Below are 22,869 nucleotides of genomic sequence, written 5' to 3'. Positions count from 1 at the left end.
CTGCGGAGAAGTACCTTCCCTTATAAAGGAAAACAGCGTTTTTTTATATGAAGAACTGTCTCTTTGCAAGCATAGTGAAAGCGGGCTGGGTTCATTTGTATTTTAATAAAGTATAAGTGCAGCTACGCCTCTGTCTTGGCCACTCGGCGAGTTTTCTTTATTTGTTGAAAACATACCGCAATGAATCGTTGGAAAAGTAATTGTATCCTACTATAATGAAGAAAGTCATCAAGGAGAAGTTGGGGGAGCATAATGGAGAGACAGACAACAAAACAGACGAAGGGCATTTTATATGCCGGAGGAGCTTATCTTATATGGGGAATTTTGCCATTATATTGGAAGCTTGTACAAGATGTGTCCGCCGAGGAGATTTTGGCGCAGCGTGTCTTTTGGTCCTTTATTTTTATGGTGGTTGTACTGCTGCTTGGTGGTAAGTGGGGAGAGTTTATAGCACAGTGTAAGAAGCTGCTGCGGCATCCTAAATCTTTCATAATGTTAACTATTGCGTCTTTGCTTATTAGTATCAATTGGTTTCTTTACATTTGGGCAGTTAATCATAACCATATTATCGAGACGAGTCTTGGCTATTATATTAATCCGCTTGTTAGTATTTTGCTAGGTACAGTCGTTTTAAAGGAGCGGCTGAATTTTTGGCAAATTGTTGCGGTTGGGCTCGCTGCGGCCGGTGTTGCTATTATGACATTACGGTACGGTGCATTTCCTTGGATCGCGCTTACGCTTGCGTTTAGCTTTGGTTTGTACGGTTTAGCGAAGAAATTGATTAACTTTGATGCGGCAATCGGTTTGACATTTGAAACACTCGTTATTACACCATTTGCGTTTTTATATTTAGGCAGCCTGCAAGTAAACGGAACAATTGCATTTGGCACTGTCTCCCATTCTGTTACGTTTTTATTAATAGGAGCAGGGGCGGCAACAGCTGTGCCTCTATTATACTTTGCCAAGGGAGCGAAATTAATTCCGCTCACTATGATTGGCTTTTTACAATATATCGCCCCGACCATTAGTTTATGCATCGGCGTCTTTTTATACGGGGAGCGCTTTACAAGTGCGCATGCTGTTGCATTTGGTTTTATTTGGGCGGCGCTTATTACATTTTCGTTTGCTAAAACAAAATTCATGGTTGAGAGACAGCCGAAATTTGGCAAGCAAAAGCGGGTAAAGGTCTCCTAAAATAAGAGCGTGCATACTGTTTAGGGGAGTTGTTTGCAAGACGATAGGATACCATTTCTTTCATTATTCGTTCAGACAGGCAAGCTCTGTTGCAGGGCTTGTCTTTTAATTTCAAGAAAGTATAACATTTGGGAATTTATCTAGCTGCATTGATCTCTTGCTATAGGGGCGTATCGGCTGTTCATATTTGGAAAGAAATATTTGCTATTTTTTCTGCCAAATACTATCATAAGAGGAAAAAGTCCGTTTCGGTAAGAAGGAGGCGTTCCATGGAACACTTGCTTGCCAATGGGCCATTAGTTTGTGCGGTGCTCGCGTGGTTTTTGGCTCAATTTGCAAAGGTAGTACATGCATTAATTAAAACAAGAGAGATTAACTTAGCGAAATTTTTTGCCTCGGGCGGTATGCCGAGCTCTCATTCATCTACTGTAACAGCCTTAGCTACAGCTACTGGTATTGAACATGGAGTTGACAGTTCTTTGTTTGCTTTGACGTTTATTTTTGCGATTATTGTTATGTACGATGCATCCGGTGTTCGGCTGGCAGTCAGCAAGCAGGCAAAAATTCTCAATGATTTTTTCCATGGCAGAACAAAGAATTATAAGCAGCTGAACGAACTGGTCGGTCATACGCCGTATCAGGTGATTGTCGGAGCTGCACTCGGGGTTGTTGTTGCGGGGTTTTATTACTAAAGCAGCTTATGACTAAAGGATATAGGAAGAAAAACAAGAAGGCTCCACGCCTTCTTGTTTTTACTTGTTTTTCATTGGCTGTTTGTTTTTCATGCGCTCGTCTGCTGCCTTAGAGCGCTCCAGTGCTTCTAAATCATCTTGATCTGCCAATTCGAGTGAAAATTCGATATCGCGCCCGTCAGATTCCTTATTTTGCAAAAAATTCTTTTTCGTCATCATCAACATCTCCTTTTTTATGAAATGCAAATATAGCTTTTGTAAAGCTGTCTTGTTTTATGTTGCATTTTGTCATAAAAGAAGGAGATTATCATGAGGAAGAAAGAGATGATAGCACTGCTTTTCATCTATGTATAATGCGAATGGATAGGGGAAAGGTAAGAGCGGAGGTGAATAAGATGGGAAAAATCAAAGTAGATGCATCGAAATCAAAGCTGAACTCCGCTCATGTGGAAGGACAAGGCACAACAAATACAGAAACAGGTAGAATCAAAGCGGATTCCTCCCGTCATCCAAAAAAGCAGCCGTAAACTCACAGTGTATACTGTGAGTTTTTTATGTATTCGCCATGAATATTTTTAGCACGAGATTTATTTTTTCAGAAAAAGACCTCTTTTAGAAGGTTTTTTGTATATATACACCAAAGAGCTTTAGATCTTGAAAAAGGCAGTTGAGAAGCTGGAGAGGGAAGGCAAATGATTTGAAAGAGACGATAGATACAAATCCGTAACAAGAGAACGATTTAAGCGGGGGAATACACTATCTCAGCACCAAATTGCTTTATTTTGCATATGATAGAATAAAGAGTTTCGAAAATTTATCTATTAAGATTTATTGATTTTGGTATGTGTTTACGTATGAAATGAGGACAGACTATAAAACTAGAAGGGAGAGAACTAAAATAGTTAAAATTTGGATTGACGCTGGCCATGGAGGAAGTGACTCAGGAGCTGTTGGAAATGGATTGCAAGAGAAAAATATCGTGGCGGAAATCGCACGTCAGATGAATCATATTCTCAACACCGAATACACGGGTGTTGAAACTGGGATGACTCGGATGGACGACACGTTTGTTTCTCTTAGCGAGCGCGCTAATCGTGCGAATGCATGGAATGCTGATGCGTTCGTCTCCATTCATTGCAATAGCGGCGGCGGAAGGGGATTTGAATCATATCGGTATACGGGAACGAGCGGACGCACATTAACGTTTCAAAATACAATCCATGCTAAGGTGATGGCTTTTTATCGACAGCATAACATAGTAGATCGCGGTCAAAAGACAGCAAATTATGCTGTACTTCGTGAAACGAATATGATCGCTGTGTTAACGGAAAACCTGTTCATGGATAATGTGGAAATTACAAAGTTTAATGATTTGAATTTTCTGATTGGTGTAGCGCGTGCCCATGCGGAAGGTGTAGCAGAGTTTTTTGGTCTTCAAAAAGTACAAACTGAACCACCGGCAAATACACCATATCGAGTGATTGTTGATGATATCACATATGCACAAGCAAAGCAGCTTGTGATTCAATTGAAAACGCAGGGCTATAACAACACGTACGGCGAAGCAAAATAAAGAGGCACAACAACCGCTTCACTTGTTTTGGGGCGGTTTTGTTGTTTGATATTTAGAGGTATAATTCTCTCCCTTACTTAAAACTGCTATGACTATTTGGAGTGAGTCCGAGTCTCGGAGCAGGGGAAAACTTGTTTCTATGAAATAGATTCGTTACACTAGGTAATAATTTAATGATACAAATGATTACATAAGAAGTTGCAGAGAAATTATAAGAAATCTGTTTTTACTGCGTTCGAAAATATGCAAACGTTTGCTTAGATTTGTATGGCATGTAAGCAAGTACAGAACATGTATACCTGCAGCGGGTACATTATAACAAGTGAAAAATAGGAGGAGTAATCAAATGAAGAAGGTATGGTGGAAGGAAGCCGCAGCTTATCAAATTTACCCAAGAAGCTTCATGGATTCGAATGGTGACGGAATCGGGGATCTGCAGGGCATTCTTTCAAAACTGGATTATATAAAGGATTTGGGAATTGATGTCATCTGGATTTGTCCATTTTACCAATCGCCAAATGATGATAACGGCTATGATATTAGCGATTATCAACAGGTGATGGATGTGTTTGGAACGATGGAAGATTTCGATCAGCTCCTTGTCCAGGTGCACGGACGCGGCATGAAGCTTATTCTTGATCTTGTCATCAATCACACAAGCGATGAGCATCCTTGGTTTATCGAGTCTCGCTCATCGCAGGATAATCCAAAGCGTGACTGGTACATTTGGCGTGACGGCAGAGACGGGAAAGAGCCGAATAACTGGGAAAGTATTTTCGGCGGCTCAGCTTGGGAATATGATGAAGTAACCGGGCAATATTTTTTACATGTATTCTCTAAAAAACAGCCAGATTTAAACTGGGAAAATAAGGATGTTCGTTTTGCGTTATATGATATGATGAATTGGTGGCTCGATAAAGGCATCGATGGCTTCCGTGTAGATGCAATCTCCCATATTAAGAAAAAACCAGGACTTCCTGATCTGCCGAATCCAACCAATTTAACGTACGTCCCATCCTTTGAAGGGCACATGAATCAAGAGGGGATTCATGAGTTTTTAGAAGAGCTAAAAACGCAGACGCTTTCCAAATATGATGTCATGACAGTGGGAGAGGCTAATGGGGTAACAACAGAGGATGCCCATCTTTGGGTTGGAGAGGAAGAAGGAAAATTCAATATGGTATTCCAGTTCGAGCATCTTGATCTTTGGGATAGAAATAAGGCAGAGGTCGATGTAATCAAATTGAAACAAACGCTCACAAAATGGCAAAAAGGTCTTGAGAATCGAGGATGGAATGCTTTGTTTATTGAGAACCATGATAAAGCGAGAATTGTCTCTACGTGGGGGAATGACAAAGAGTACAGAGTTGAAAGCGCAAAGTCCTTCGGCGCTATGTATTTCCTTATGCAAGGGACTCCATTTATCTACCAAGGGCAGGAAATAGGAATGACAAATGTCCGCTTTGTCTCTATTGAACAATATGATGATGTTGCCATTCGAAATTTCTATCGGATTGAGAGTGAGAAGGGTACGCCGCATGATGAAATCATGGCAGTGATTTGGGCAACAGGACGTGACAATTCCCGCACCCCAATGCAGTGGGATGATAGCAGAAATGGTGGTTTTACAACAGGTACGCCATGGCTTGGTGTGAATGAGAATTACAAAGAGATTAATGTGAAGAATGATTTGGGCGATCCGAACTCGATTTTAAACTTTTATAAACGAATGATTCATCTCCGCAAGAACAATGAGCTGTTTGTCTATGGAATGTATGAATTGATCTTACCGGATCATGAGCAAATTTATGCATATACCAGAACGCTGGACAGTAAGCAAGCGGTCATTATCACGAATTTGACAAATCGCACAGCAATGTATGAATACGAGGGAATTGCGCTCTCTTCTAACAATCTTGTGCTTCACAACTATCCGGCAGAGGCGCATGAAAATGCGGTTTCTTTTGAGCTAAGGCCGTATGAAATGCGTGTATATATGATGTAAAAAAGCAAGGAGTTGTGTCCTTGCTTTTTATCATTGTTTTGCATTGATGCGGACCACGCCGCCTTGTTCAAAATGCTCTGCTTCTAATAAATCAACAATTACACGCGCCACATAGGAAGGAGACAGCAGCTTGCCTTCCTTCTTTAGAGAAAGAAAGCGATCGATGTGGATAAAGTCTTCCTTATCTGTATTCCGAATTTGTTCCTGCATGCTTGTATCTACAACACCAGGAGCAAAGGATAGGATTTTTGTCGGATAGGTTTTTCCTTCCTCCTCAAGCGCGACGCAGCGAGTAAACATATCGATACCAGCTTTTGTCGTACAATACGCACTCCAACCAGAATAAGGCTTCTTGCCGGCTCCTGATGAAATGTTAATAATGCGTTTTTCTAATGGTGCATCCTTCGTGCGCTTTAAAAACTCGGAAATAAGCAGCATTGGCGCGAGAAGGTTCACCTCGACATTTTGCACAAGCAGCTCATTTTCGGCACGCTCCACTGGTTTGATCGGGTCGAGCATACCAGCATTGTTCACGAGATAGAGATCCGATGCACTATCTAAATCCATAGCAGCAAAAATCTCCTTCATCACTTCTTCTACATCCTGCAGATTATGTAAATCAAAGCTAAGCGGATAAAATAAAACACCTGCTTGCTTTGCCGTTTCTTCCAACAACGCATTTCGATGACGAGCGACAGAAAATACAATAACTCCTTTTTCTAGCAGCTGCTTCGCGATGGCTTCCCCTAGACCGCGAGATGTTCCTGTAACAATTGCATATTTCATCACAAATCACCTCCTCTTATACACAAACATAACATTAAACGAATGAAGTGTAAATTCGGAATATTCTATAAGCAAATGAATGATTGAAATTTAACATAATTTCGAAAGAAGTCCCCTCCTCAAGGAGAGTGAAGGGAGAAGCCCGTCGAGTAGGGAGGGAATGAGTTTCGTTCAGACTATGTCTGAAGGGTTTGAGTAAAAATGACCGAAAAGACTTTTTCCAAGTATGGTACATGAATAGGCAGGAACATTGCTGCGCAAATGCTTGAAGCTTGCAAAGTACAGGCTCTAGGCAAGGACTAGTATGGAAAGTTTAAGAGAATAGGTTTTTAACAGGTAGAAAGGATTTAAATTAATGGAATTCCGAAAGAAGTCCCCTTCCTCAAGCGCGTGAAGGGCGCAGCCCAGCGGTAGGGAGGGGATGAATGTCGGTTAGGCGCAGCCTAAAAGCCCTTAACAGAGCCTATTTTATTAATGCGTGTGTAAGTGCAAAAACAAGCTTATTTTTTATGTTGTTTTTGCAATTTAGGCCTTGATAAAGTGACTAGTTCTTGTTTTTATTTTTTAATTTCATTTACTGAACTGAAGATAACCGTTTAAATAATATATTGTTTTCTAAATGAACGTGCTGGAATAAGTCTGTCTCTAGTTCCTCTAAACGATTGTATACCATTTGATACGTGCGGCAAGCGTTTTCTGGAGGAGTAAAATCGGATGTAATCTCACGAAGTGTTTTCATGAGATTACCAGCTTCATCATGTTCTTTTTCCAGCTCTTCTAGTACGAAAAGGATGTTCTGCAGATTTTCTTTGGTTGGTTCCTGCTCATACTTTATAATGAGAGGAAATACCAGCTGTTCTTCTTTCATTGTGTGCTGTTCAAGCTCTGTCTTGAGTTGGTTATATAATTTATGCACCTGTGCCAAATGGGGATGATGCTCATCGTGTACGCGAAATACCTTTGTAACGTAAGGATTTAGCTGCGGCAGTTCTTCATTTAAGTAATGATGGTGTGTGTGAATAATATGATGAACGATTTCAGAATAATTTGCTTCGTTCCAATTTTTATGGTCCGCTTCGGCATTGTAGCTGCTGTATAGTGTGTTTAATGTATGAAGTAATTCTTCTGCATGAATTCCTTTATTCATCGTTGCTTCTTCGATTGTTTGATTGCCGCCGCAGCAAAAATCAATTCGATTTGCTTTAAATAGGTCGCTGGCCTTCGGAAATACCGTTACAATATCTCCAACAATGGATTGCTTCGTAAATGCAGTTTGCATGTGTATCACTCCTATAGGTGTTTGTCATATGTTTAGCATACAGGAAGCGATACGGATGGGCAGTGACTGTGCTCACAGCAATGATAAACATTTTATTACAAACCCATCGGCTCCTCCATTGGAAGAACTGTTTCAACTATATGAAGCAGCTGCCCGGAAAGCATTTGCTTTTCTTCCTCATTCTTCTTTACTTTTATTGTATTCTTATTTTCTCCTTAACGCAGAAATAAAAGTGGAGTAAAATGGACTATTTTGTGACAATAAAAAGAGGGTCAGCCGTTTGGGGCTGACCTTCTTACTGTTCTTGGAGGCTATTAACAGCAACTGTTTGCTCCTTCTCTGGATTAGAGATGGGATAAATGCGCGCTGTACCATCTTGCTCATTTACATGCTGAATCATGACCGGTGTTCCTTGAAATGTAACATGAACGGTTTTTCCTGTTTCCGCAATTTCTTTTGCGCGTGCGATATTCATGAATATGTCCCTCCGCTAAGTTGTTTTTCTTAGCATGACACAGAAGGCAGTATGTTATGCCTGCTTTGAAAATCGAGGAATATTAAATTTACTCGGCTTCTTATTTGCAGGTTTTCAAAGCAAGCGTCTGCTCCATAGCTATAGGGATTGCATTCTGTTTAAAAGTTCATCTTTTTCATCAAGAGATAACAATCGTTCTGCCATCGGAAATAAAATATGCTCTTCCTTAAGGAAATGAAGCGGTTCTAGCCATTCGTCAGGATGAAATTTCACATTTAAACATGTTTACAAAAAGCTACTTCGAACTGACGGGACAGTATCCGGATCTTTTTATGGGGAAGCAGCCTTCTTCATTTGCGGCTGGAACCCGAGAATCTATTCTAGATGAACAGCAAACCGTACCATTCTACCGCAGTATTGCATCACGGACGACGAATCCGCAGGTGCAAAGAAGATTTATTCGTGCATCTAATGAGAAGCAGCGGCATTTTGAAACATTTCGAATGATTGCAGGCCAAATGAATTTGTGATGACATTACGTAAGAGTGGAAACAATAGAAATAGGCAGCCAGAAGGCTGTCTGTTTTTTTATTTCTTCCAATCTTTTTTATATGTTTCTAATACCATCACCATGATAAGATGTGTAAAATAGAGAGAGAAGATGCAGATGGGAATATATTGGAGCTGAATAGATGGAGCAATTAAATAGATTTGTGGAGAAAATTGAAACAACGCTACTAAAGGAAGTTCGCCTAGAAAGCGACAATCCGTATGATCCGGTCATTGTTAAGCATACTCCAACCGGATGGAGGTGCATCGGAGCTGGCAACTATGCTGCTGTGTTTGCATATAAAGGGAACGATGATTGGGCTGTGAAAATTTATGCCAGGGCACAAGAAGGGTTGAAAAAAGAAGCAGAGGTATACCGCAAGCTCGGAGGTCATCCCGCTTACTCTGAACTTATTTATCAGGGAGAACAATACTTAGTGTTAAAAATGCTTAAGGGTATTACTTTATATGAAGCCTTTCATAAAGGGATACAAATTCATGAGAATGTCATTCGTGACGTGAATGAAGCCTTAGAATATGCAAGAGCGCGCGGATTAACGCCTTGTGACATTCACGGAAAAAATGTAATGATGAATGACGGAAAAGGCTATGTAGTCGATATATCTGATTTTTATAAGTCCGGCGAGGATGAAAAGTGGAACGACTTGGTGAAAGCTTATTATAAATTGTATAAGCCGTTTTTCTATAAACATCCTATACCAGTTCCTTATTTTGTATTAGATGCTGTACGCCATTCGTACCGGTTTTATCAGAAGTGGAGAAAGAAAAGGAAGCAAGTGCAGCTGAATAAAGGATAGGGTGGTTCATTTTTTCTGATATAGTTATCTTATGGGAAAGGAGCCCATTTTAGGTGCCAATTGATTCTCTCATATGATTCATCGCAGTCAAATCAGCTTTCAGAGTATATTGGCACAAAAGACTGCTTTGGCGGTGAGGGACAACCGTATGTTGGGATTAAGCAACAGACTTTTTGGCTTTTTTATTTCTCAGAAAGAAGACCCCCACTTCAAGTGTATGACAGGCTTGAAGTGGGGAGAACTCAGTGAAGAGGAGTCTTGTGAGACAAATATTCTCCCATCAAATCTGTAATATAAGAAGCCTCTTCCTCTTTAAAGAAAATCATAATGCCTTCCTCTGAGTCTTCTTCGTTTTCCCTTGTTACAGTATTGCGAAGCAGAACACCGTCTCCTGTTTCTGGAACGATCCCAAGTTTATAATGAATAGTGTGCTCTAATTTGCCATTAGGGGAGTGCTCTTCGATGTGAATATACTTATCGTTTGTAATCCACTCAATAGAATCATCTTCCTCTATGGCCTCTCCAAAATCCTCTTCATCGTCATAGTCGTCAAAGTCATCCTCATCCTCTTCATCGTCATAGTCGTCAAAATCATCCTCTTCATCCTCAAAGTCCTCATCCTCAACTTCATCCAAATACTCATGAAAGGCATCATGGATAAATGCGAGCATTTCGTCTAAGTTTCCAAATAGAGCCTTTGCTTCAAAATCAGATTCTTCCTCGGAATGATAGGAATAAAACTCTTGATTGACCGGATCAAAATGGATGAGACAGAAATTCTCTTGCTCGCCTTCATCAAAACCGACAGCAACGGAGAAGACAAACGAAGGGTGCTTTGTTGTCGTGTCTGTGTCAAATAAAACATCAAATTCATCAAAGCCCTCACATACATCTGGAAGGCTTTGTCTTACTGCATGTTCCATTCTGTAAAACCATTCTAAGCTCATATTCCTTCCTCCTCACTATGACAACTACTCCTAAAGGTTTCCCATTCAGGCTTAAAAAGATGCTATGTATAAGAAAAGATGCAAGATTCTTTGTTAGCTTGCTTATTTCTTTCCTATATTTGCTGCGTTCAAGTTGCTTGTTTCTGCGTCCGTATGCGAATTAGAAGTATTTGAAGAAATAGGAATGGAGATGAATATAAATACTATCTTACAGCTTGTTCGTATCAGAATCAAATTTGTGTAAGATAATATAACAAATTCATACAAGTAACTGGAAATAGTTATTACACTCAAAGTATAAAAGAGGTTAATAAAAATGATTATTTTAACCAGTTTATAGAAGGCTTGATAAGTATTCAGGAGATTTTGCATTATGTCTCCGGTTTCTAGCTAAATAAAGTATGGGCAGCTCGGAAAGCCGCTATATAAGTTAAAGGCTCTGCAAGCGGGATCAATAAACTTTCAAATTAAGAGGAGCGGTTTATATGAGTGTATTAAAGTATAAGGGTGAACAGTGTGTATTGAAGCAGAAGGATCGAATTTTATATTATTATATTGGTCTCTGGGGAATGGTGTCCTTTGGATTATTTACGTTTCAATACTTTGACGTTCCTCTAGTTTTTAAAAGCAAGGTTGTAGAGATTTTTCCAGAATTACAAAAAAAACCAGGCTATTGGAGTTTGGTACTTGCACTTACCATTCTTGTTGTGATTCTAAAAAAAAATAATGATAACGTACAATTAATGGCCAGAGTACTAATAGTATTTTCTTCTCTATTAGGAATTGGGCATTTCCGCATGGCGTTAAGCAGTAAGGAAGCCGTTATTCATTGGATTGGTTTTAGTGAGAATTTTATTTTAGGTACATGTTTAGGATTATTTTGTATTTTCTTTGCTTCAAGAGCTCAATAGCAGTCTAACAGGAACCTTAAAATAAGGTTCTTTTTCGTACCTTAAGAATGTATAAATTTCTAGCTAGGCAGCTATTTGGCGCAGCGGGAAATTTTAAGGATAAAGTATGAGTGCAGCTACGTCTCTGTTTTTGCCTAAAGGCCTGTCAATCAGCGAGTTTTTCACAAGGGGAGAGAGGTAACGAATAATTGACTAATGGAAACGGCCCCCCAACTAAAAATAACAATACGATAGCCGTCAGAGATGACGCTATCGTATTGTCTTTTTTCTGCTGCTATTCCCCCTGTTCTTTTATAATTATTATAGAATAACAGTTTGTTAATTGTTATATGTGTTGTTTATAAAGAACAAGATTTAAACTAAGCTTTCTAGACTCTCAAATACTTTAACAGCTGCTTGAGCTACCTGGATATCGTGAGGAACGGTACTGCCGCTTACGCCAACTGCACCGATTACTTTACCATCCTTTACAAGAGGAATTCCTCCGCCAAACACAACAAGTCGTCCATTATTTGTTGTATTAAGTCCATAAAGCTCTGCATGCGGTACAGTTGCAGCTGCTAGATTTTCCGTCGGCATTTTTAAGGCAACAGATGTCCATGCTTTATTTTGTGAGATAGCGATACTTGCAAGCCATGCGTCATCCATACGGTGCGTTGCAATCAGATTGCCCCCTTCATCTACAATCGTAATTACCATAGCAACCCCTAGCTGCTTTGCTTCATTTGTTGCTCCTTCAATTAATTTTTGAGCTAAATCCAATGTTAGTTTTTCCATCTCTCATCCCTGCCTTTTTTGTAATTTTTTGGTGAATCTAGCTTTAAAGTAAAGCAACTCTAAAGTGTCACGCAATATGTATGTTACATTTTTTTACATAGAAAATAATCCAATAAAAATCTCTGTCATATAATCTAACTTAATATTTACATTATTCTGAATGTTTTCTATAAAATGAGCATACAACAATTTTTACCATACTTTTACAAGGAATGGAGTGTGATGCAGAATTATGGAGCAAAAAAAAATTGTAATTATTGGAGCAGGTGTTGTTGGATGCAGCACTGCCTATTACTTAAGTAAAATGGGACAACGAAACATTACTGTTATTGAGCAAGGACCGCTGTTTGAAACAGGGGGATCAACCTCCCATGCACCAGGACTTGTATTTCAACTGAATTTCTCAAAAGTAATGACAACATTAGCCTCTCAAACAGTGGACTGTTTTAGGGAGCTTAGCGCTGATGGACAAGCATCTTTCTATACAGTAGGTAGTATTGAAGTAGCGAATACACCAGAACGATTAGAAGACTTAAAACGAAAAGCAGGAATAGCAGCATCATGGGGCATGGAAGCAATCATTCTTTCACCAGAGGAATGTGTCCAAAAATGTTCTTTGATAAACCAAGATAACATTTATGGAGGACTGTATGTACCGTCAGATGGCATCGCAAAGCCTCTTCGCGCCGTCGCCAAAATGGCAGACTTTGCAAAATCTTGCGGCGCAGAGTTTTACGGGCAAACAGAAGTGATTGATATTGATGTCGTTGACGGAAAAGTACAAGCAGTCGAAACAAGTATTGGAAGATTTGAAGCTGATCTTATTATTTGTTGTGCAGGATTTTGGGGGCCGCGTATCGGGGAAATGGTAAATGTGCCGATTCCGCTGCAACCGATGGCACATCAATATGTGGTCACCACTGATTTACCTGAACTGGCTGAGATTTGAAGCAGGGCTGTATCATATGGTTGATTTACAGAAACCGTCCTTTCTTGGAAAAGAAGCATTGCTTGACCGTCAATCAAAAGGGTCTAAGCAATTGCTGACACCGCTTATATTAGATGATCCATCAGTCGTTGTAATGGGATACGAGCCTGTTTTTTATCAAGGAAAAGCAGTTGGATTTATTACAAGTGCTGGATATGGATATAGCTTAGGAACAGGAATTGCATATGCACTATTGTTACCTGAAGCTGTCCAAGAAGGAAATGTGTTAAGTATCGAATATTTTGGGCAGCGTTATACAGCGACCATTCCAGAGAAATCTGTTGTTGCTGTTCAATAAGAAATGAACAAGATTAGGAGGAATGAAAATGCCGGCACATTATGATGTAATTGTCATTGGCCTAGGAGCAATGGGCAGTACAGCTGCATACCAATTAGCGAAGAGAGGTCAGCGTGTACTTGGGATTGAGCGTTTCGGTCCAGCGCACGATCAAGGGTCCAGTCATGGCGGATCACGTATTATTCGGCAGTCGTACTTTGAAGATCCGGCTTATGTTCCATTATTGCTTCGTGCCTATGAGCTATGGGAAGAGATTGAACGGGAAAGCGGGGAAGAAATTCTTACGATTACGGGAGGGCTAATGATGGGTCCTCCAGATAGTGTAACAGTATCTGGCAGCATCGAAAGTGCAAAGCAGTGGAATCTTGCTTACGATGTGCTGGATGCAAGTGAAATTCGCCGACGTTTCCCAGTCTTTGCTCCATCAGCTAATACAGTAGCTTTATATGAAGAAAAAGCTGGATTTGTAAGGCCGGAGCTAAGTGTATATACCCATCTTCTTCAAGCGGAAAAGCATGGTGCTGAGTTAAGATTTTTTGAGCCTGTTCAATCATGGGAGGCATATCCTTCTGGAGAAGGCGTCCGTGTCGTGACTGCCAATGGTACATACGAGGCAGGGAAAATTGTTATCTCCCCAGGAGCCTGGGCACCGCAATTGTTGAATGACTTAGGCTTAAGCTTACAGGTAGAGCGGCATGTACAAATGTTTTTTGAACCAACTAACGGAATAGACCCGTTCCGTGTCGGAAAGCATCCTATTTATATATGGGAAGCAGATGATAATGTTCAATTATATGGCTTCCCTTCCTTCGGGTTAAAAGCTGAAGGTGCAAAAGTTGCCTTCTTCCGAATGGGACAATCATGCACACCGGAAACAATTGACCGAAACGTATATGAATATGAGGTAGAGAAAATTCGAGGCTATCTTAAACAAGGTCTTCCACAGTTAAATGGGCGATTTTTACAAGGAAAAACATGTATGTATACAAATACGCCAGATGAACATTTTGTCATTTCTTCACATCCAAAATATCCGCAAGTGTCTGTTGCTGCTGGATTCTCAGGACATGGATTTAAGTTTGCGAGTGTTGTAGGAGAAATTTTAGCAGATCTAGTGATTTGCGGGAAAACGAGTCATCCTATTGATTTATTCCGCCCGCAACGTTTTGCATATAATTAATCTTTTTCATATGAATGCTGTAATTTGTAATTAGGTTATTTGAATGCTTTTATAATGGAGAAGGAGGAATACGGATGGTCATGAATCAGAGTCTGGTAAACGGTGGAGGTAAAGTAATTCCTACATTAAAAGGGGAGTTGTATACAGATCCTGCAATTTTTGAGTTGGAAAAGGAACATATCTTCTCTAAATCTTGGATTCTTGTTGGTTTTGCCTATGAAGCAGCTGAACCTGGTCAATATATGACAACAAAGGTTGGGAATGAAAACATTATCATCGTTAGAGGGAAAGATAATATATTACGTGCTTTCTTAAATGTATGCCGACATCGTGGAGCGACTCTGTGCAGCAATTCCAGTGGAAAGACTGGAGTGATTCGCTGTCCGTATCACTCCTGGAGCTACGGTCTTGATGGTAAACTAGCTGGCGTTCCGAATACAAGTGAATGCCGTGAAGAACTAGTTAATAATGAAAATTATAGTCTAGAGCCGGTGCACCTGCAAACATGGCATGGGATGATTTGGCTTAATCTCTCTGATAATCCGCTTCCGGTTGAACAACAGTTAGATACGCAAATTTTTGAACGATTTGGCGAGCTTGCCACATTTGCAAGATATCAAATTGAAAACCTAAAGGTAGCTCATCGTAAAGAATACGAGGTGAAGGCAAATTGGAAGCTCATTGTAGAAAATTTCCAAGAATGTTACCATTGTTCAGCTATTCATCCGGAATTGACAGCAGCCCTTCCTGAATTTCGCTCCGGTATCGGCACACAAAATGGTGTTGGAGGGGGAGCACAGTTTAATGAGCAAATAGAGGCTTTTTCATTAAGCGGCAAAGGTAACCGTCCGCCATTAAAAGGATTGCTTCCTGAAGATGATCGTTTGTATTACGGAATGACGATTCTTCCTCATGTATTTATCAATTTAACGCCGGACCATGTAATTGTTCATCGTCTGATTCCTATTAGTTCAGATAAAACAAAGGTTATTTGTGAGTGGTTATTTGATCCGGAAGAAATGGAAAAACCAGAATTTAATCCATTGGATGCTGTTGAGCTGTTTCATCGTGTGAATGTACAGGATTTTGAAGCTTGTGAATGGTGCCAGGAAAATATGGGATCAAAAGCGTATAAAAACGGCGGTATTTTAGTCCCAATTGAACAGCATGTATCACACTTTTACAATTACGTGTTAAGCTCGATCGGCATGAAAGCTGAATAACAAGTGAATCTCATTTGGCACGTTGTACATTCTCGTTGCGGCGGGATGTACACGTGTCCAATCTGTTATAAAAATCAGCACTGTAAAAATGAGGGAGGAGATTGAAAATGAAACGAAATCTCAAATTGGCAGATCCGATTATTCGTGTCACTAATGTCTCCAAAGTATTCGGACGCCGAAGTGAACAAGCGCTTGAACTGAGACGATCCGGGCAAAGTAAACATGAAGTTGAACAAGCAACACAGACAACTGTCGCTATATTTGATGCTCATTTTGAAGTGCAAAAAGGAGAAATATTTGTATTAATCGGGTTATCCGGAAGTGGAAAATCCACGCTGCTTAGGTGTTTAAACGGCCTGGTTGAGCCGACAGAAACAGAATCTAAAGAAACACTGGATGCCTTTGCTGACGTCATGATTCGAATTGCAAAAGAAGCTGAAGAAAATCCAGATGTTGTACTAGAGGCACCACATACAACGGTAATTGGCCGATTGGATGAAGTACAAGCAGCAAGACAACCAATATTACGTTATACAAAAGAGGAGACAGTAGAGAGAGAAAAGGAAATAGTAAAATCATAAACATATTTTAAGATCGAAAGTGAGCCGCTAGGAATGGGAAGTAAAAGAAGAGAATGTATTCCTTACTCCCACGTTCCTGGCGGCTTCGAATATACGGGAATACTGGAAAGGAGATGATCTAATGGTGGTAGCACTGACAGATGCGGCATTGAAGAGGTTGAAAGAAATAATGCTGGAGGAAGAGAGAGCTCCGCGGATTGATGCTAATATAGCTGGCGGATGTGGAATGTCTGTTAAACTTACGTTGGTTTTTGATGAGCTGCGCCGAAATGATATATTTATTGAATATGATGGGATTCAGATTCGTATGGATCGTTTTACAAAGCGCTATTTAAATGAAGAAACACAAATTGATTATACAGATGAAGACGGCTTTTTTGTTGGAGAAAGCTTTGCCTCAAGTGCATGTGCAATTGAGATTGAATAATAGGGGGAAGCTTAGAATTGCAATCAGATAGAAAGAGCGGCATCATGTTAAGCTAACAAATGATGCCGCTCTTTCGTATTTTCGTTAAATAAAAGGTAGTCTTCAAATTAATATGTTTACCGCGGAGCAATTTTTCCAGCGGCAATGCTATAGTCTTTTCCGATAAATTACCTGCAGCGAGACGATGTAACTCCGTAATGATTTGATGGGTTGAAAGGCGGTTCACGACCGTGATAGAAGCCTCTTTCATTCCTAAATGTTGACGTACAGTCAACGCGCTGAGCAAGCCGCCATAGCATCCGCCCAAAGTTAAAATATGTTTCTCCATAATCCATCCTCCAGTTATACTTTTATCGAAATAAAAAAAGCGAACGTGGCCGCCCTTGCTCCTGCGAAAGAATTACCTGTTCGGCGATGAGATTATTTTGGAGCCTGGATCAGGCGCGCCCGCTAGACATCTTCGGAAAACTTATATTTTCTTGTTTTGTAAGAAAAGCTTTACTGCTGCTTCTGCCGTTCAGACATGATATCTAAGTAAGCAAGTATAAAGCGGAAGCCTTTTTGTACTTGCGGATCTTTGAACATTCGCCATAAACCAAGCAGGCCGATTGTTGTTGCTTCATTTGCCTGTGCCCGGTCATTTGCTTCAATAGCTGTTGCCGCTGCCTCCTTGACCTTTCCTTCCACCGGTTTTATAAATTTCTGAATACCATCTGCCAAATCATTAAATAGCACGCGATCTGTCATGATGGATTGTGCAACATCATATGATCTGATGAACAAGGTAGTCATTTCCGTCAATTTCGGCAGATTCTTCACGAGGGCAGTCAATGCCTCCTGTACTTCTGATTTTAGCAATTGATTGAGTGCATCGATTTGTTCTTGGCTTATTCCTGAAGATGCAGCTTGATTTTCGATAGAAGAAGCTTCATTTGTAGATGATTGTTGAATAGTTGCTTGTGGCATAAGATCCTCCTTTGCTATATGTTATTACTAATTTTATAGTGATATAATCTCCTATTTATTTGTATAAATGACACAGGGTTTGCTTGTTTAATCTAGATAGATTTATTGATGTCCTTATGCAGATTGCGTAAAGGCATTGGCGGGCAGCTTCGACGAGTTAAATAAGAAACAATGAAAATGGTGATCAATCCTGCGAGCATGGCAAATGTACGGAAAGGAAATAGTACACTTCCATTTTCAATCATAGGGTAAGGCAAAAACGGTGATAATCCCAGTAACGGCTCCCCGCCGCCAATTCGTAGAAGAAGAGCGACAATAAAACCAGCAAGTGATCCATATCGGTTTGCACCTTTATAAAAAAGAGCACAAACTAATTGAGGAAATAATATACAATATACGAGATCACTCGATAAGTACCAAAGGGCATAAACGCTTTTAGAGGATAGGGCAATTAACGCGGCCCCTGTTCCGATAAATATAATAGAACGTTTAATTATTTTGTCCAGATGTACTTGGTTTGCTTTTGGATTTACCAAGGGACGATACACATTCCAAGCTGCCATTCCAGAAGCGGATAATAAAGATGCTGCAACAGCTGCCATAACAGCGGCGGCAAGACCACCTAATGCAATAGCACCAACAATGTCTGGTGTCATGTATTTAAATACATATGTTAAAATCATGGAAGAACTCTCAGGAGCAGCTGTTCCTAAAGAACTCCAATCGGCATTATATCCAGCAATACCAATAAGGGTTGGCGGGATGGCAGCAAATGCACAAAATAGCCCAGCTGTAATGGATAACCACATTGCTACATTTTCATTTTTAGCAGAAAGAACGCGTTGGAAGTAGCTTTGCCAAGGAATACCTCCAAATATGAGCAGAAGAGCAACATCCCACCATTGCCAATACGAATTCCCCCAGTTTGGATCAGTCCATCCCATCAAAGGGGGGAAAAAGCTTAATGAGCCTTTCATCCCTTCTGAATAGTTTGCTATTGCTTCGTTTAGGCCGCCGACATGAGAGAAAGCAAACGGCAGGACGAGAAATAATCCTAAGAACATAATTGATAGTTGTAATACATCAGTATGAGCAACTGCCCATAATCCTCCAATAACCGTATATCCAATAGCAATAATTGCTGAGAAAATGATGGAGGCAGAGAAACTTAATCCTAAGATAACACCAAAGGTTGTACCAAGAGCTGTCAGAATGGCGGCACTCCAAAATAATTCACCGAGTACGGCCGGAAAATAGAGCAGACTGGCTATTTTCTTTCCAAAACGAGCTTCTAGGGGGTCAAGCATAGTCATAAATTCAAACTTGCGCATCTTTCTAGCAAAAAAGATGCCCCCAAAAATTAAACTTATTGAGTAACACCATGGAGCCTGGGCCCAAACTAAACCGGAGCTATACACGGTTTCGGCTGTTCCGGCAATATATCCCCCGCCAACCCAGGTAGCTGTCATGGTAAACATTGAAATCCATAGGGGCATGGACCTTCCGGCTACAAGCATATCATCCGTTTTTCCTCTTCTTTTCTCAACTGCCTTTACTCCAATGTAATAGATAACACAGTACATTACGAGCATCATCACTAAGCCGGGCCAATATATTGTTGAATCATAGAGAGAATAAATAAAAGAAATGGTCAAAAAGACAATAAAGCCTATAATTGCTGTGCGCAGTGGTGTCCAAAATAGAGGAGACTGTTGTTTTGTATCCTTTAGATGATGAGTATTTATGGGTTGTTCCTGTATCAGTGATGTAGTTTCTGTTAGTTTATTAGTGTTTTGCATACAATCACGTCCTTTTTTATAGATAATTTAACTATCTAATTACTAGATTTTCATACAGCCTGTACGATCCAGTTCAGTGACAATCATATTGGTAGTTCTTACCTGCCTCAACACTTTTAACCTATTAGGAAACTATAGTAGACTTTACAGAGCACGTAATTGTATGACGTTGTCGGAAACTATTTCATGTTTCATGCTTTTCTCTCTTATATTTCCAGCAATCAAGTTTTCCTAGTTCATTCTGCTTGTACTATATGAGGGACCGTCTGCTTATGGAATGCCAGTTCCGTCACTTTAAAACTCACCTCCTAATAATTGGAATAATCCGTTTAGTTTATTTTGAACGTTTAATACCTTGTAGAAATATTTAACACAATTTCCAGAATAATTTGAATAATCTAGTGAGAATATCTCACATTATTTTTTGGAACACAAAATTAAGATTTTATAATTAGAATTCATGAAAAGTTTTAATTACCGAGGAATGAAAACTGATTAAATATAGCATTTTAATTGTCTAATCATTAATCTTCAGATAGTAGAACGGATAGATATTTTTAAAATTCTGAAAATTTATATTGACTATTTTTTTTATGTGATGTTACAATTCAAGCTATCAAGAACGTTAAATTTATTAAATTTAAATTTAACATATTTAATATTGGAGGTTGATGCTCTTGAAAAAAATGTATATTAACGGTGAATGGGTAGAATCTCAATCTAGTAAAACGAGAGAGATTATTAACCCATTTAACCAGGAAGTAATAGCTGTTGTGACAGAAGGAGACCGTACAGATGCAGCTAATGCAATTCATGCTGCACGGAACGCCTTTGATCATGGAGAATGGAAACAAGTAACTGCCTATGAGAGAGGAGCTTTGTTGTTTCAAGTAGCAGAGAAAATTCGCGCATATAAAGAGGAGTTGGCAGAACTAGAAACATTAAATACAGGGAAAACCTTGGTAGAAAGTTTAGGCGACATGGATGGAATCGCCGCTGTTTTTCAATATTATGCAGGATTAGCAGACAAGGATGGGGGACAGATAATTGAATCTCCTAATCATAATTCTGTTAGTCGGGTAGTTCGTGAACCTGTAGGAGTATGTGGTCAAATTACTCCATGGAATTATCCGCTGCTGCAAGCATCGTGGAAGCTGGCTCCAGCTTTAGCTGCTGGAAATACAATTGTAATCAAACCGAGTGAAATTACCCCCTTAACAACTATTCGAATGGCAGAGATTTTTGAAGAAGTTGGATTGCCTCGAGGTGTTGTCAATGTTGTACTCGGTTCAGGATCAACGGTAGGACAAGAAATAGCTGAAAGCCATTTAGTAGATCTCATTTCCTTTACGGGAGGAGGGATAACGGGCCGTCAAATCATGAAAGCAGCTGCGGGGAATTTCAAAAAAATCTCATTGGAATTAGGAGGGAAAAATCCAAACATTGTATTTGCAGATGCCCATTTTGAAACCGCTGTTGATTATGCTTTAAATGCAGTCTTTTTTCACGCTGGACAAGTATGTTCAGCAGGGGCGCGCCTGTTGGTAGAAGCATCCATTCATGATGCGTTTGTAGAGGCGGTGATTGAGCGGACAAAAAGGATCCGCATGGGAAATGGAATGAATGAACAAACACAAATGGGTCCTGTTATCTCTGCAAAGCATCTTGCCAAAATTGAGCAATACATTCAAATGGGCTTAGAGGAAGGTGCAACATTAGCTTTAGGAGGAAAACGTCCAGAGAACCTGGAGTTGCAAAATGGCTTTTTTATCGAACCTACGATTTTTACAAATTGTCATTCGGCAATGCGTATTGTTCAAGAGGAATCGTTTGGTCCTGTCATGACGATTGAATCCTTTACCAGTGAAGAAGAAGCTATCCGTTTAGCGAATGATAGCATCTATGGATTAGCTGGAGCGGTATGGACACAGGATATGAATCGTGCAGAGAGAGTGGTTCGGGAGCTGCGTATGGGCACAACTTGGATTAACGATTATCATCCATACTTTCCTCAGGCTCCATGGGGAGGCTATAAGCAATCAGGAATTGGCAGAGAATTGAGCCAGGTTGGATTCGAAGAATATACGGAAATTAAGCATATTTACATGAATACAAATCCACAACCAATGAAATGGTTTCACAATGAAATGGTTTCAATAAAATAATACTTTGATTCGGAAAGGGGAAATGAGCTATGTTTATGCGTTTTGAAAGAATGGAAAGATTGAAGAGCTTTGAGATGCCTACAGTAGTAAAGCATGGTATTGGTGTCATTAAGTACACAGGTCAAGAAGTAAAACAATTAGGGGTATCAAAGGCATTATTAGTAACGGACCCGGGAGTACGAAAAGTCGGATTAGTTGACCCTGTTATAAATAGCTTAAAAGAAGCAGATATAGATGTGGTTGTATTTGACCAAGTGGAGCCGAATCCTTCTATTTATACTGTTGCACAAGGAACAGCTATGTATCTTGAGTATCAATGCAATGGGTTAGTCGCTGTGGGAGGCGGAAGTTCCATGGATACCGCAAAAGCTATTGGTGTTGAAGTCGTCCATGGAGAGCCTGTATTAGAATATGAGGCGGCTGAAGGAAAGAAGCCATTGTCCAGACGGATCCCTCCATTAACAACGATTCCGACGACAGCGGGAACAGGAAGTGAAGTTACTCAATGGGCAGTGATTACTGATCCAGCTCGTCAATTTAAATTTAATACTGGGGGACCATTAATTGCTGCTCATTTAACAATCATTGATCCAACACTTCATGTATCGATGCCAGCCCATATTACCGCAGGAACTGGAATTGACGCCCTCTCCCATGCTATTGAATGTTATACTTGCCACTATGCTCAGCCAATGACAGATGCCGTGGCACTTCTAGCTATTGAATATATTGGAAAATATCTGCGCCGGGCAGTAGCCAACGGACAAGATATTGAAGCTCGCTATGGAATGGCTCATGCAGCGATGCTAGCTGGACTCTCATACGGAAGTGAATCTGCAGGGGCCGCTCATGCTATGGCGCAAACCCTTGGGGGAATCTATCCAGTGGCGCATGGCCCTTGTGTAGCAGCTATGCTGGGCCCGGTTATGGAATATAACTGGATGGGTGAACCTGAGAAGTATGCTCGAATTGCTCAGGCGCTGGGAATCAATATTCATGGTTTAAGTATAGAGGAAGCTGCTAAAGCAGCAGTGCGAGAAGTATACCAGTTAGTTCAGGATGTCCAAATTTTAACATTAGAACAGCAAGGAGTACCAGCGGAAGAAATTCCTAGATTGGCGGAGGAAGCATTTAATGATCCGCAAACAGTGGGGAACCCTCGTGATATCAATATAAAAGGATATGAGTGGATTTATCGCCGATGCTTTAATCTAGAGCCTTGCACAGTTTAAAGAA

25 protein-coding genes and 1 pseudogene are annotated in these 22,869 nt (G+C 40.2%); 17 read left to right on the top strand and 9 right to left on the bottom strand.

The genetic code is table 11. From position 1 onward, the window contains the following. Positions 1–252: 252 nt before the first annotated feature. Both rarD and AC6HZ4_RS17260 read left to right on the top strand, forming a co-directional pair. Positions 253–1,194, top strand: coding sequence for an EamA family transporter RarD (gene rarD, locus AC6HZ4_RS17265; protein WP_497490891.1), 942 nt, complete (start codon positions 253–255; stop codon positions 1,192–1,194). Between the two features lie 269 nt (positions 1,195–1,463). Next, positions 1,464–1,886 carry a divergent PAP2 family protein gene (locus AC6HZ4_RS17260; protein WP_497490890.1) on the top strand — a complete coding sequence of 141 codons (423 nt, stop codon included), beginning with the start codon at positions 1,464–1,466 and terminating at the stop codon, positions 1,884–1,886. A 60-nt stretch (positions 1,887–1,946) separates the two neighbouring features. Here the strand turns inward: AC6HZ4_RS17260 and AC6HZ4_RS17255 are convergent, their stop codons facing one another. After that, positions 1,947–2,105, bottom strand: coding sequence for a YfhD family protein (locus tag AC6HZ4_RS17255; protein ID WP_497490889.1), 159 nt, complete (start codon positions 2,103–2,105; stop codon positions 1,947–1,949). A gap of 176 nt (positions 2,106–2,281) precedes the next feature. Here AC6HZ4_RS17255 and AC6HZ4_RS17250 point away from each other — a divergent pair, with 176 nt between their 5' ends. The 3 genes from AC6HZ4_RS17250 to AC6HZ4_RS17240 all read left to right on the top strand — a co-directional run bounded on the left by AC6HZ4_RS17250 (position 2,282) and on the right by AC6HZ4_RS17240 (position 5,464). Beyond that, entirely contained in the window at positions 2,282–2,413 is a 132-nt protein-coding gene (locus AC6HZ4_RS17250) for a YuzL family protein (protein WP_497490888.1), read from the top strand. Between the two features lie 332 nt (positions 2,414–2,745). Continuing rightward, positions 2,746–3,459 (top strand): N-acetylmuramoyl-L-alanine amidase, encoded by a 714-nt coding sequence (locus AC6HZ4_RS17245; protein ID WP_497490887.1) that lies wholly within the window; start codon positions 2,746–2,748, stop codon positions 3,457–3,459. A 346-nt stretch (positions 3,460–3,805) separates the two neighbouring features. Further along, positions 3,806–5,464, top strand: coding sequence for an alpha-glucosidase (locus AC6HZ4_RS17240; protein WP_497490886.1), 1,659 nt, complete (start codon positions 3,806–3,808; stop codon positions 5,462–5,464). A gap of 30 nt (positions 5,465–5,494) precedes the next feature. Here the strand turns inward: AC6HZ4_RS17240 and AC6HZ4_RS17235 are convergent, their stop codons facing one another. Both AC6HZ4_RS17235 and ric read right to left on the bottom strand, forming a co-directional pair. Then, complete coding sequence (locus AC6HZ4_RS17235; protein ID WP_497490884.1) at positions 5,495–6,250, bottom strand: (S)-benzoin forming benzil reductase; 756 nt, start codon at positions 6,248–6,250, stop codon at positions 5,495–5,497. Positions 6,251–6,824: 574 nt separating this feature from the next. Beyond that, positions 6,825–7,529, bottom strand: a complete 705-nt coding sequence (gene ric / locus AC6HZ4_RS17230; protein ID WP_497490883.1) for an iron-sulfur cluster repair di-iron protein — start codon at positions 7,527–7,529, stop codon at positions 6,825–6,827. A gap of 28 nt (positions 7,530–7,557) precedes the next feature. On the opposite strand from ric, the gene AC6HZ4_RS17225 reads away from it, so the two are divergent. Continuing rightward, positions 7,558–7,770 (top strand): hypothetical protein, encoded by a 213-nt coding sequence (locus tag AC6HZ4_RS17225; RefSeq protein WP_497490882.1) that lies wholly within the window; start codon positions 7,558–7,560, stop codon positions 7,768–7,770. A 54-nt stretch (positions 7,771–7,824) separates the two neighbouring features. Here the strand turns inward: AC6HZ4_RS17225 and AC6HZ4_RS17220 are convergent, their stop codons facing one another. Next, positions 7,825–8,004 carry an H-type small acid-soluble spore protein gene (locus tag AC6HZ4_RS17220; RefSeq protein ID WP_497490881.1) on the bottom strand — a complete coding sequence of 60 codons (180 nt, stop codon included), beginning with the start codon at positions 8,002–8,004 and terminating at the stop codon, positions 7,825–7,827. A 281-nt stretch (positions 8,005–8,285) separates the two neighbouring features. On the opposite strand from AC6HZ4_RS17220, the gene AC6HZ4_RS17215 reads away from it, so the two are divergent. Both AC6HZ4_RS17215 and AC6HZ4_RS17210 read left to right on the top strand, forming a co-directional pair. Then, a complete protein-coding gene (locus tag AC6HZ4_RS17215) occupies positions 8,286–8,534 on the top strand; it encodes a hypothetical protein (protein WP_497490880.1) in 249 nt (82 codons plus the stop codon). 162 nt (positions 8,535–8,696) lie between these two features. Continuing rightward, complete coding sequence (locus tag AC6HZ4_RS17210; RefSeq protein ID WP_497490878.1) at positions 8,697–9,371, top strand: serine/threonine protein kinase; 675 nt, start codon at positions 8,697–8,699, stop codon at positions 9,369–9,371. A 242-nt stretch (positions 9,372–9,613) separates the two neighbouring features. Here AC6HZ4_RS17210 and AC6HZ4_RS17205 read toward each other — a convergent pair whose 3' ends face one another. Further along, positions 9,614–10,318, bottom strand: coding sequence for a hypothetical protein (locus AC6HZ4_RS17205; RefSeq protein ID WP_497490877.1), 705 nt, complete (start codon positions 10,316–10,318; stop codon positions 9,614–9,616). Positions 10,319–10,803: 485 nt separating this feature from the next. Here AC6HZ4_RS17205 and AC6HZ4_RS17200 point away from each other — a divergent pair, with 485 nt between their 5' ends. After that, a complete protein-coding gene (locus tag AC6HZ4_RS17200) occupies positions 10,804–11,229 on the top strand; it encodes a hypothetical protein (RefSeq protein ID WP_497490876.1) in 426 nt (141 codons plus the stop codon). Between the two features lie 354 nt (positions 11,230–11,583). Here the strand turns inward: AC6HZ4_RS17200 and AC6HZ4_RS17195 are convergent, their stop codons facing one another. Further along, positions 11,584–12,006, bottom strand: a complete 423-nt coding sequence (locus AC6HZ4_RS17195; protein WP_497490875.1) for a GlcG/HbpS family heme-binding protein — start codon at positions 12,004–12,006, stop codon at positions 11,584–11,586. Between the two features lie 232 nt (positions 12,007–12,238). Here AC6HZ4_RS17195 and AC6HZ4_RS17190 point away from each other — a divergent pair, with 232 nt between their 5' ends. From AC6HZ4_RS17190 to AC6HZ4_RS17165, 6 genes are all read left to right on the top strand, one after another. Continuing rightward, positions 12,239–12,955, top strand: coding sequence for an NAD(P)/FAD-dependent oxidoreductase (locus AC6HZ4_RS17190; RefSeq protein ID WP_497490874.1), 717 nt, complete (start codon positions 12,239–12,241; stop codon positions 12,953–12,955). 16 nt (positions 12,956–12,971) lie between these two features. Then, the gene (locus AC6HZ4_RS17185; protein ID WP_497490873.1) at positions 12,972–13,292 is read left to right on the top strand and encodes a glycine cleavage T C-terminal barrel domain-containing protein; all 321 of its coding nucleotides are present in this window, start codon (positions 12,972–12,974) and stop codon (positions 13,290–13,292) included. A 28-nt stretch (positions 13,293–13,320) separates the two neighbouring features. Continuing rightward, positions 13,321–14,472 (top strand): N-methyl-L-tryptophan oxidase, encoded by a 1,152-nt coding sequence (solA, locus tag AC6HZ4_RS17180; RefSeq protein ID WP_497490872.1) that lies wholly within the window; start codon positions 13,321–13,323, stop codon positions 14,470–14,472. A 74-nt stretch (positions 14,473–14,546) separates the two neighbouring features. Then, positions 14,547–15,695, top strand: a complete 1,149-nt coding sequence (locus AC6HZ4_RS17175) for an aromatic ring-hydroxylating oxygenase subunit alpha (protein ID WP_497490871.1) — start codon at positions 14,547–14,549, stop codon at positions 15,693–15,695. A gap of 107 nt (positions 15,696–15,802) precedes the next feature. Continuing rightward, on the top strand, positions 15,803–16,276 hold the full coding sequence (locus AC6HZ4_RS17170) for an ATP-binding cassette domain-containing protein (protein ID WP_497490870.1): 474 nt from the start codon (positions 15,803–15,805) through the stop codon (positions 16,274–16,276). A gap of 121 nt (positions 16,277–16,397) precedes the next feature. After that, a complete protein-coding gene (locus tag AC6HZ4_RS17165) occupies positions 16,398–16,703 on the top strand; it encodes a HesB/IscA family protein (RefSeq protein WP_497490869.1) in 306 nt (101 codons plus the stop codon). Positions 16,704–16,803: 100 nt separating this feature from the next. On the opposite strand, the pseudogene AC6HZ4_RS17160 reads toward AC6HZ4_RS17165, so the two are convergent. From AC6HZ4_RS17160 to AC6HZ4_RS17150, 3 genes and pseudogenes are all read right to left on the bottom strand, one after another. After that, positions 16,804–17,031: pseudogene (locus tag AC6HZ4_RS17160) on the bottom strand (NAD(P)/FAD-dependent oxidoreductase); the annotation flags it as partial. A 170-nt stretch (positions 17,032–17,201) separates the two neighbouring features. After that, positions 17,202–17,669 carry a DUF1641 domain-containing protein gene (locus tag AC6HZ4_RS17155; RefSeq protein ID WP_497490868.1) on the bottom strand — a complete coding sequence of 156 codons (468 nt, stop codon included), beginning with the start codon at positions 17,667–17,669 and terminating at the stop codon, positions 17,202–17,204. Between the two features lie 92 nt (positions 17,670–17,761). Further along, a complete protein-coding gene (locus tag AC6HZ4_RS17150; protein WP_497490867.1) occupies positions 17,762–19,468 on the bottom strand; it encodes a high affinity choline transporter 1 in 1,707 nt (568 codons plus the stop codon). A 671-nt stretch (positions 19,469–20,139) separates the two neighbouring features. On the opposite strand from AC6HZ4_RS17150, the gene betB reads away from it, so the two are divergent. Beyond that, complete coding sequence (betB, locus tag AC6HZ4_RS17145) at positions 20,140–21,633, top strand: betaine-aldehyde dehydrogenase (protein ID WP_497490866.1); 1,494 nt, start codon at positions 20,140–20,142, stop codon at positions 21,631–21,633. Positions 21,634–21,662: 29 nt separating this feature from the next. Beyond that, positions 21,663–22,865 carry a choline dehydrogenase gene (gene gbsB, locus AC6HZ4_RS17140; RefSeq protein WP_497490865.1) on the top strand — a complete coding sequence of 401 codons (1,203 nt, stop codon included), beginning with the start codon at positions 21,663–21,665 and terminating at the stop codon, positions 22,863–22,865. The last annotated feature ends 4 nt before the right edge of the window (positions 22,866–22,869 follow it).

Source organism: Ectobacillus sp. OTK (assembly GCF_059698935.1).
Note: the sequence above shows the minus strand (reverse complement) of the source record. Positions and strands in the feature narration are given on the sequence as shown.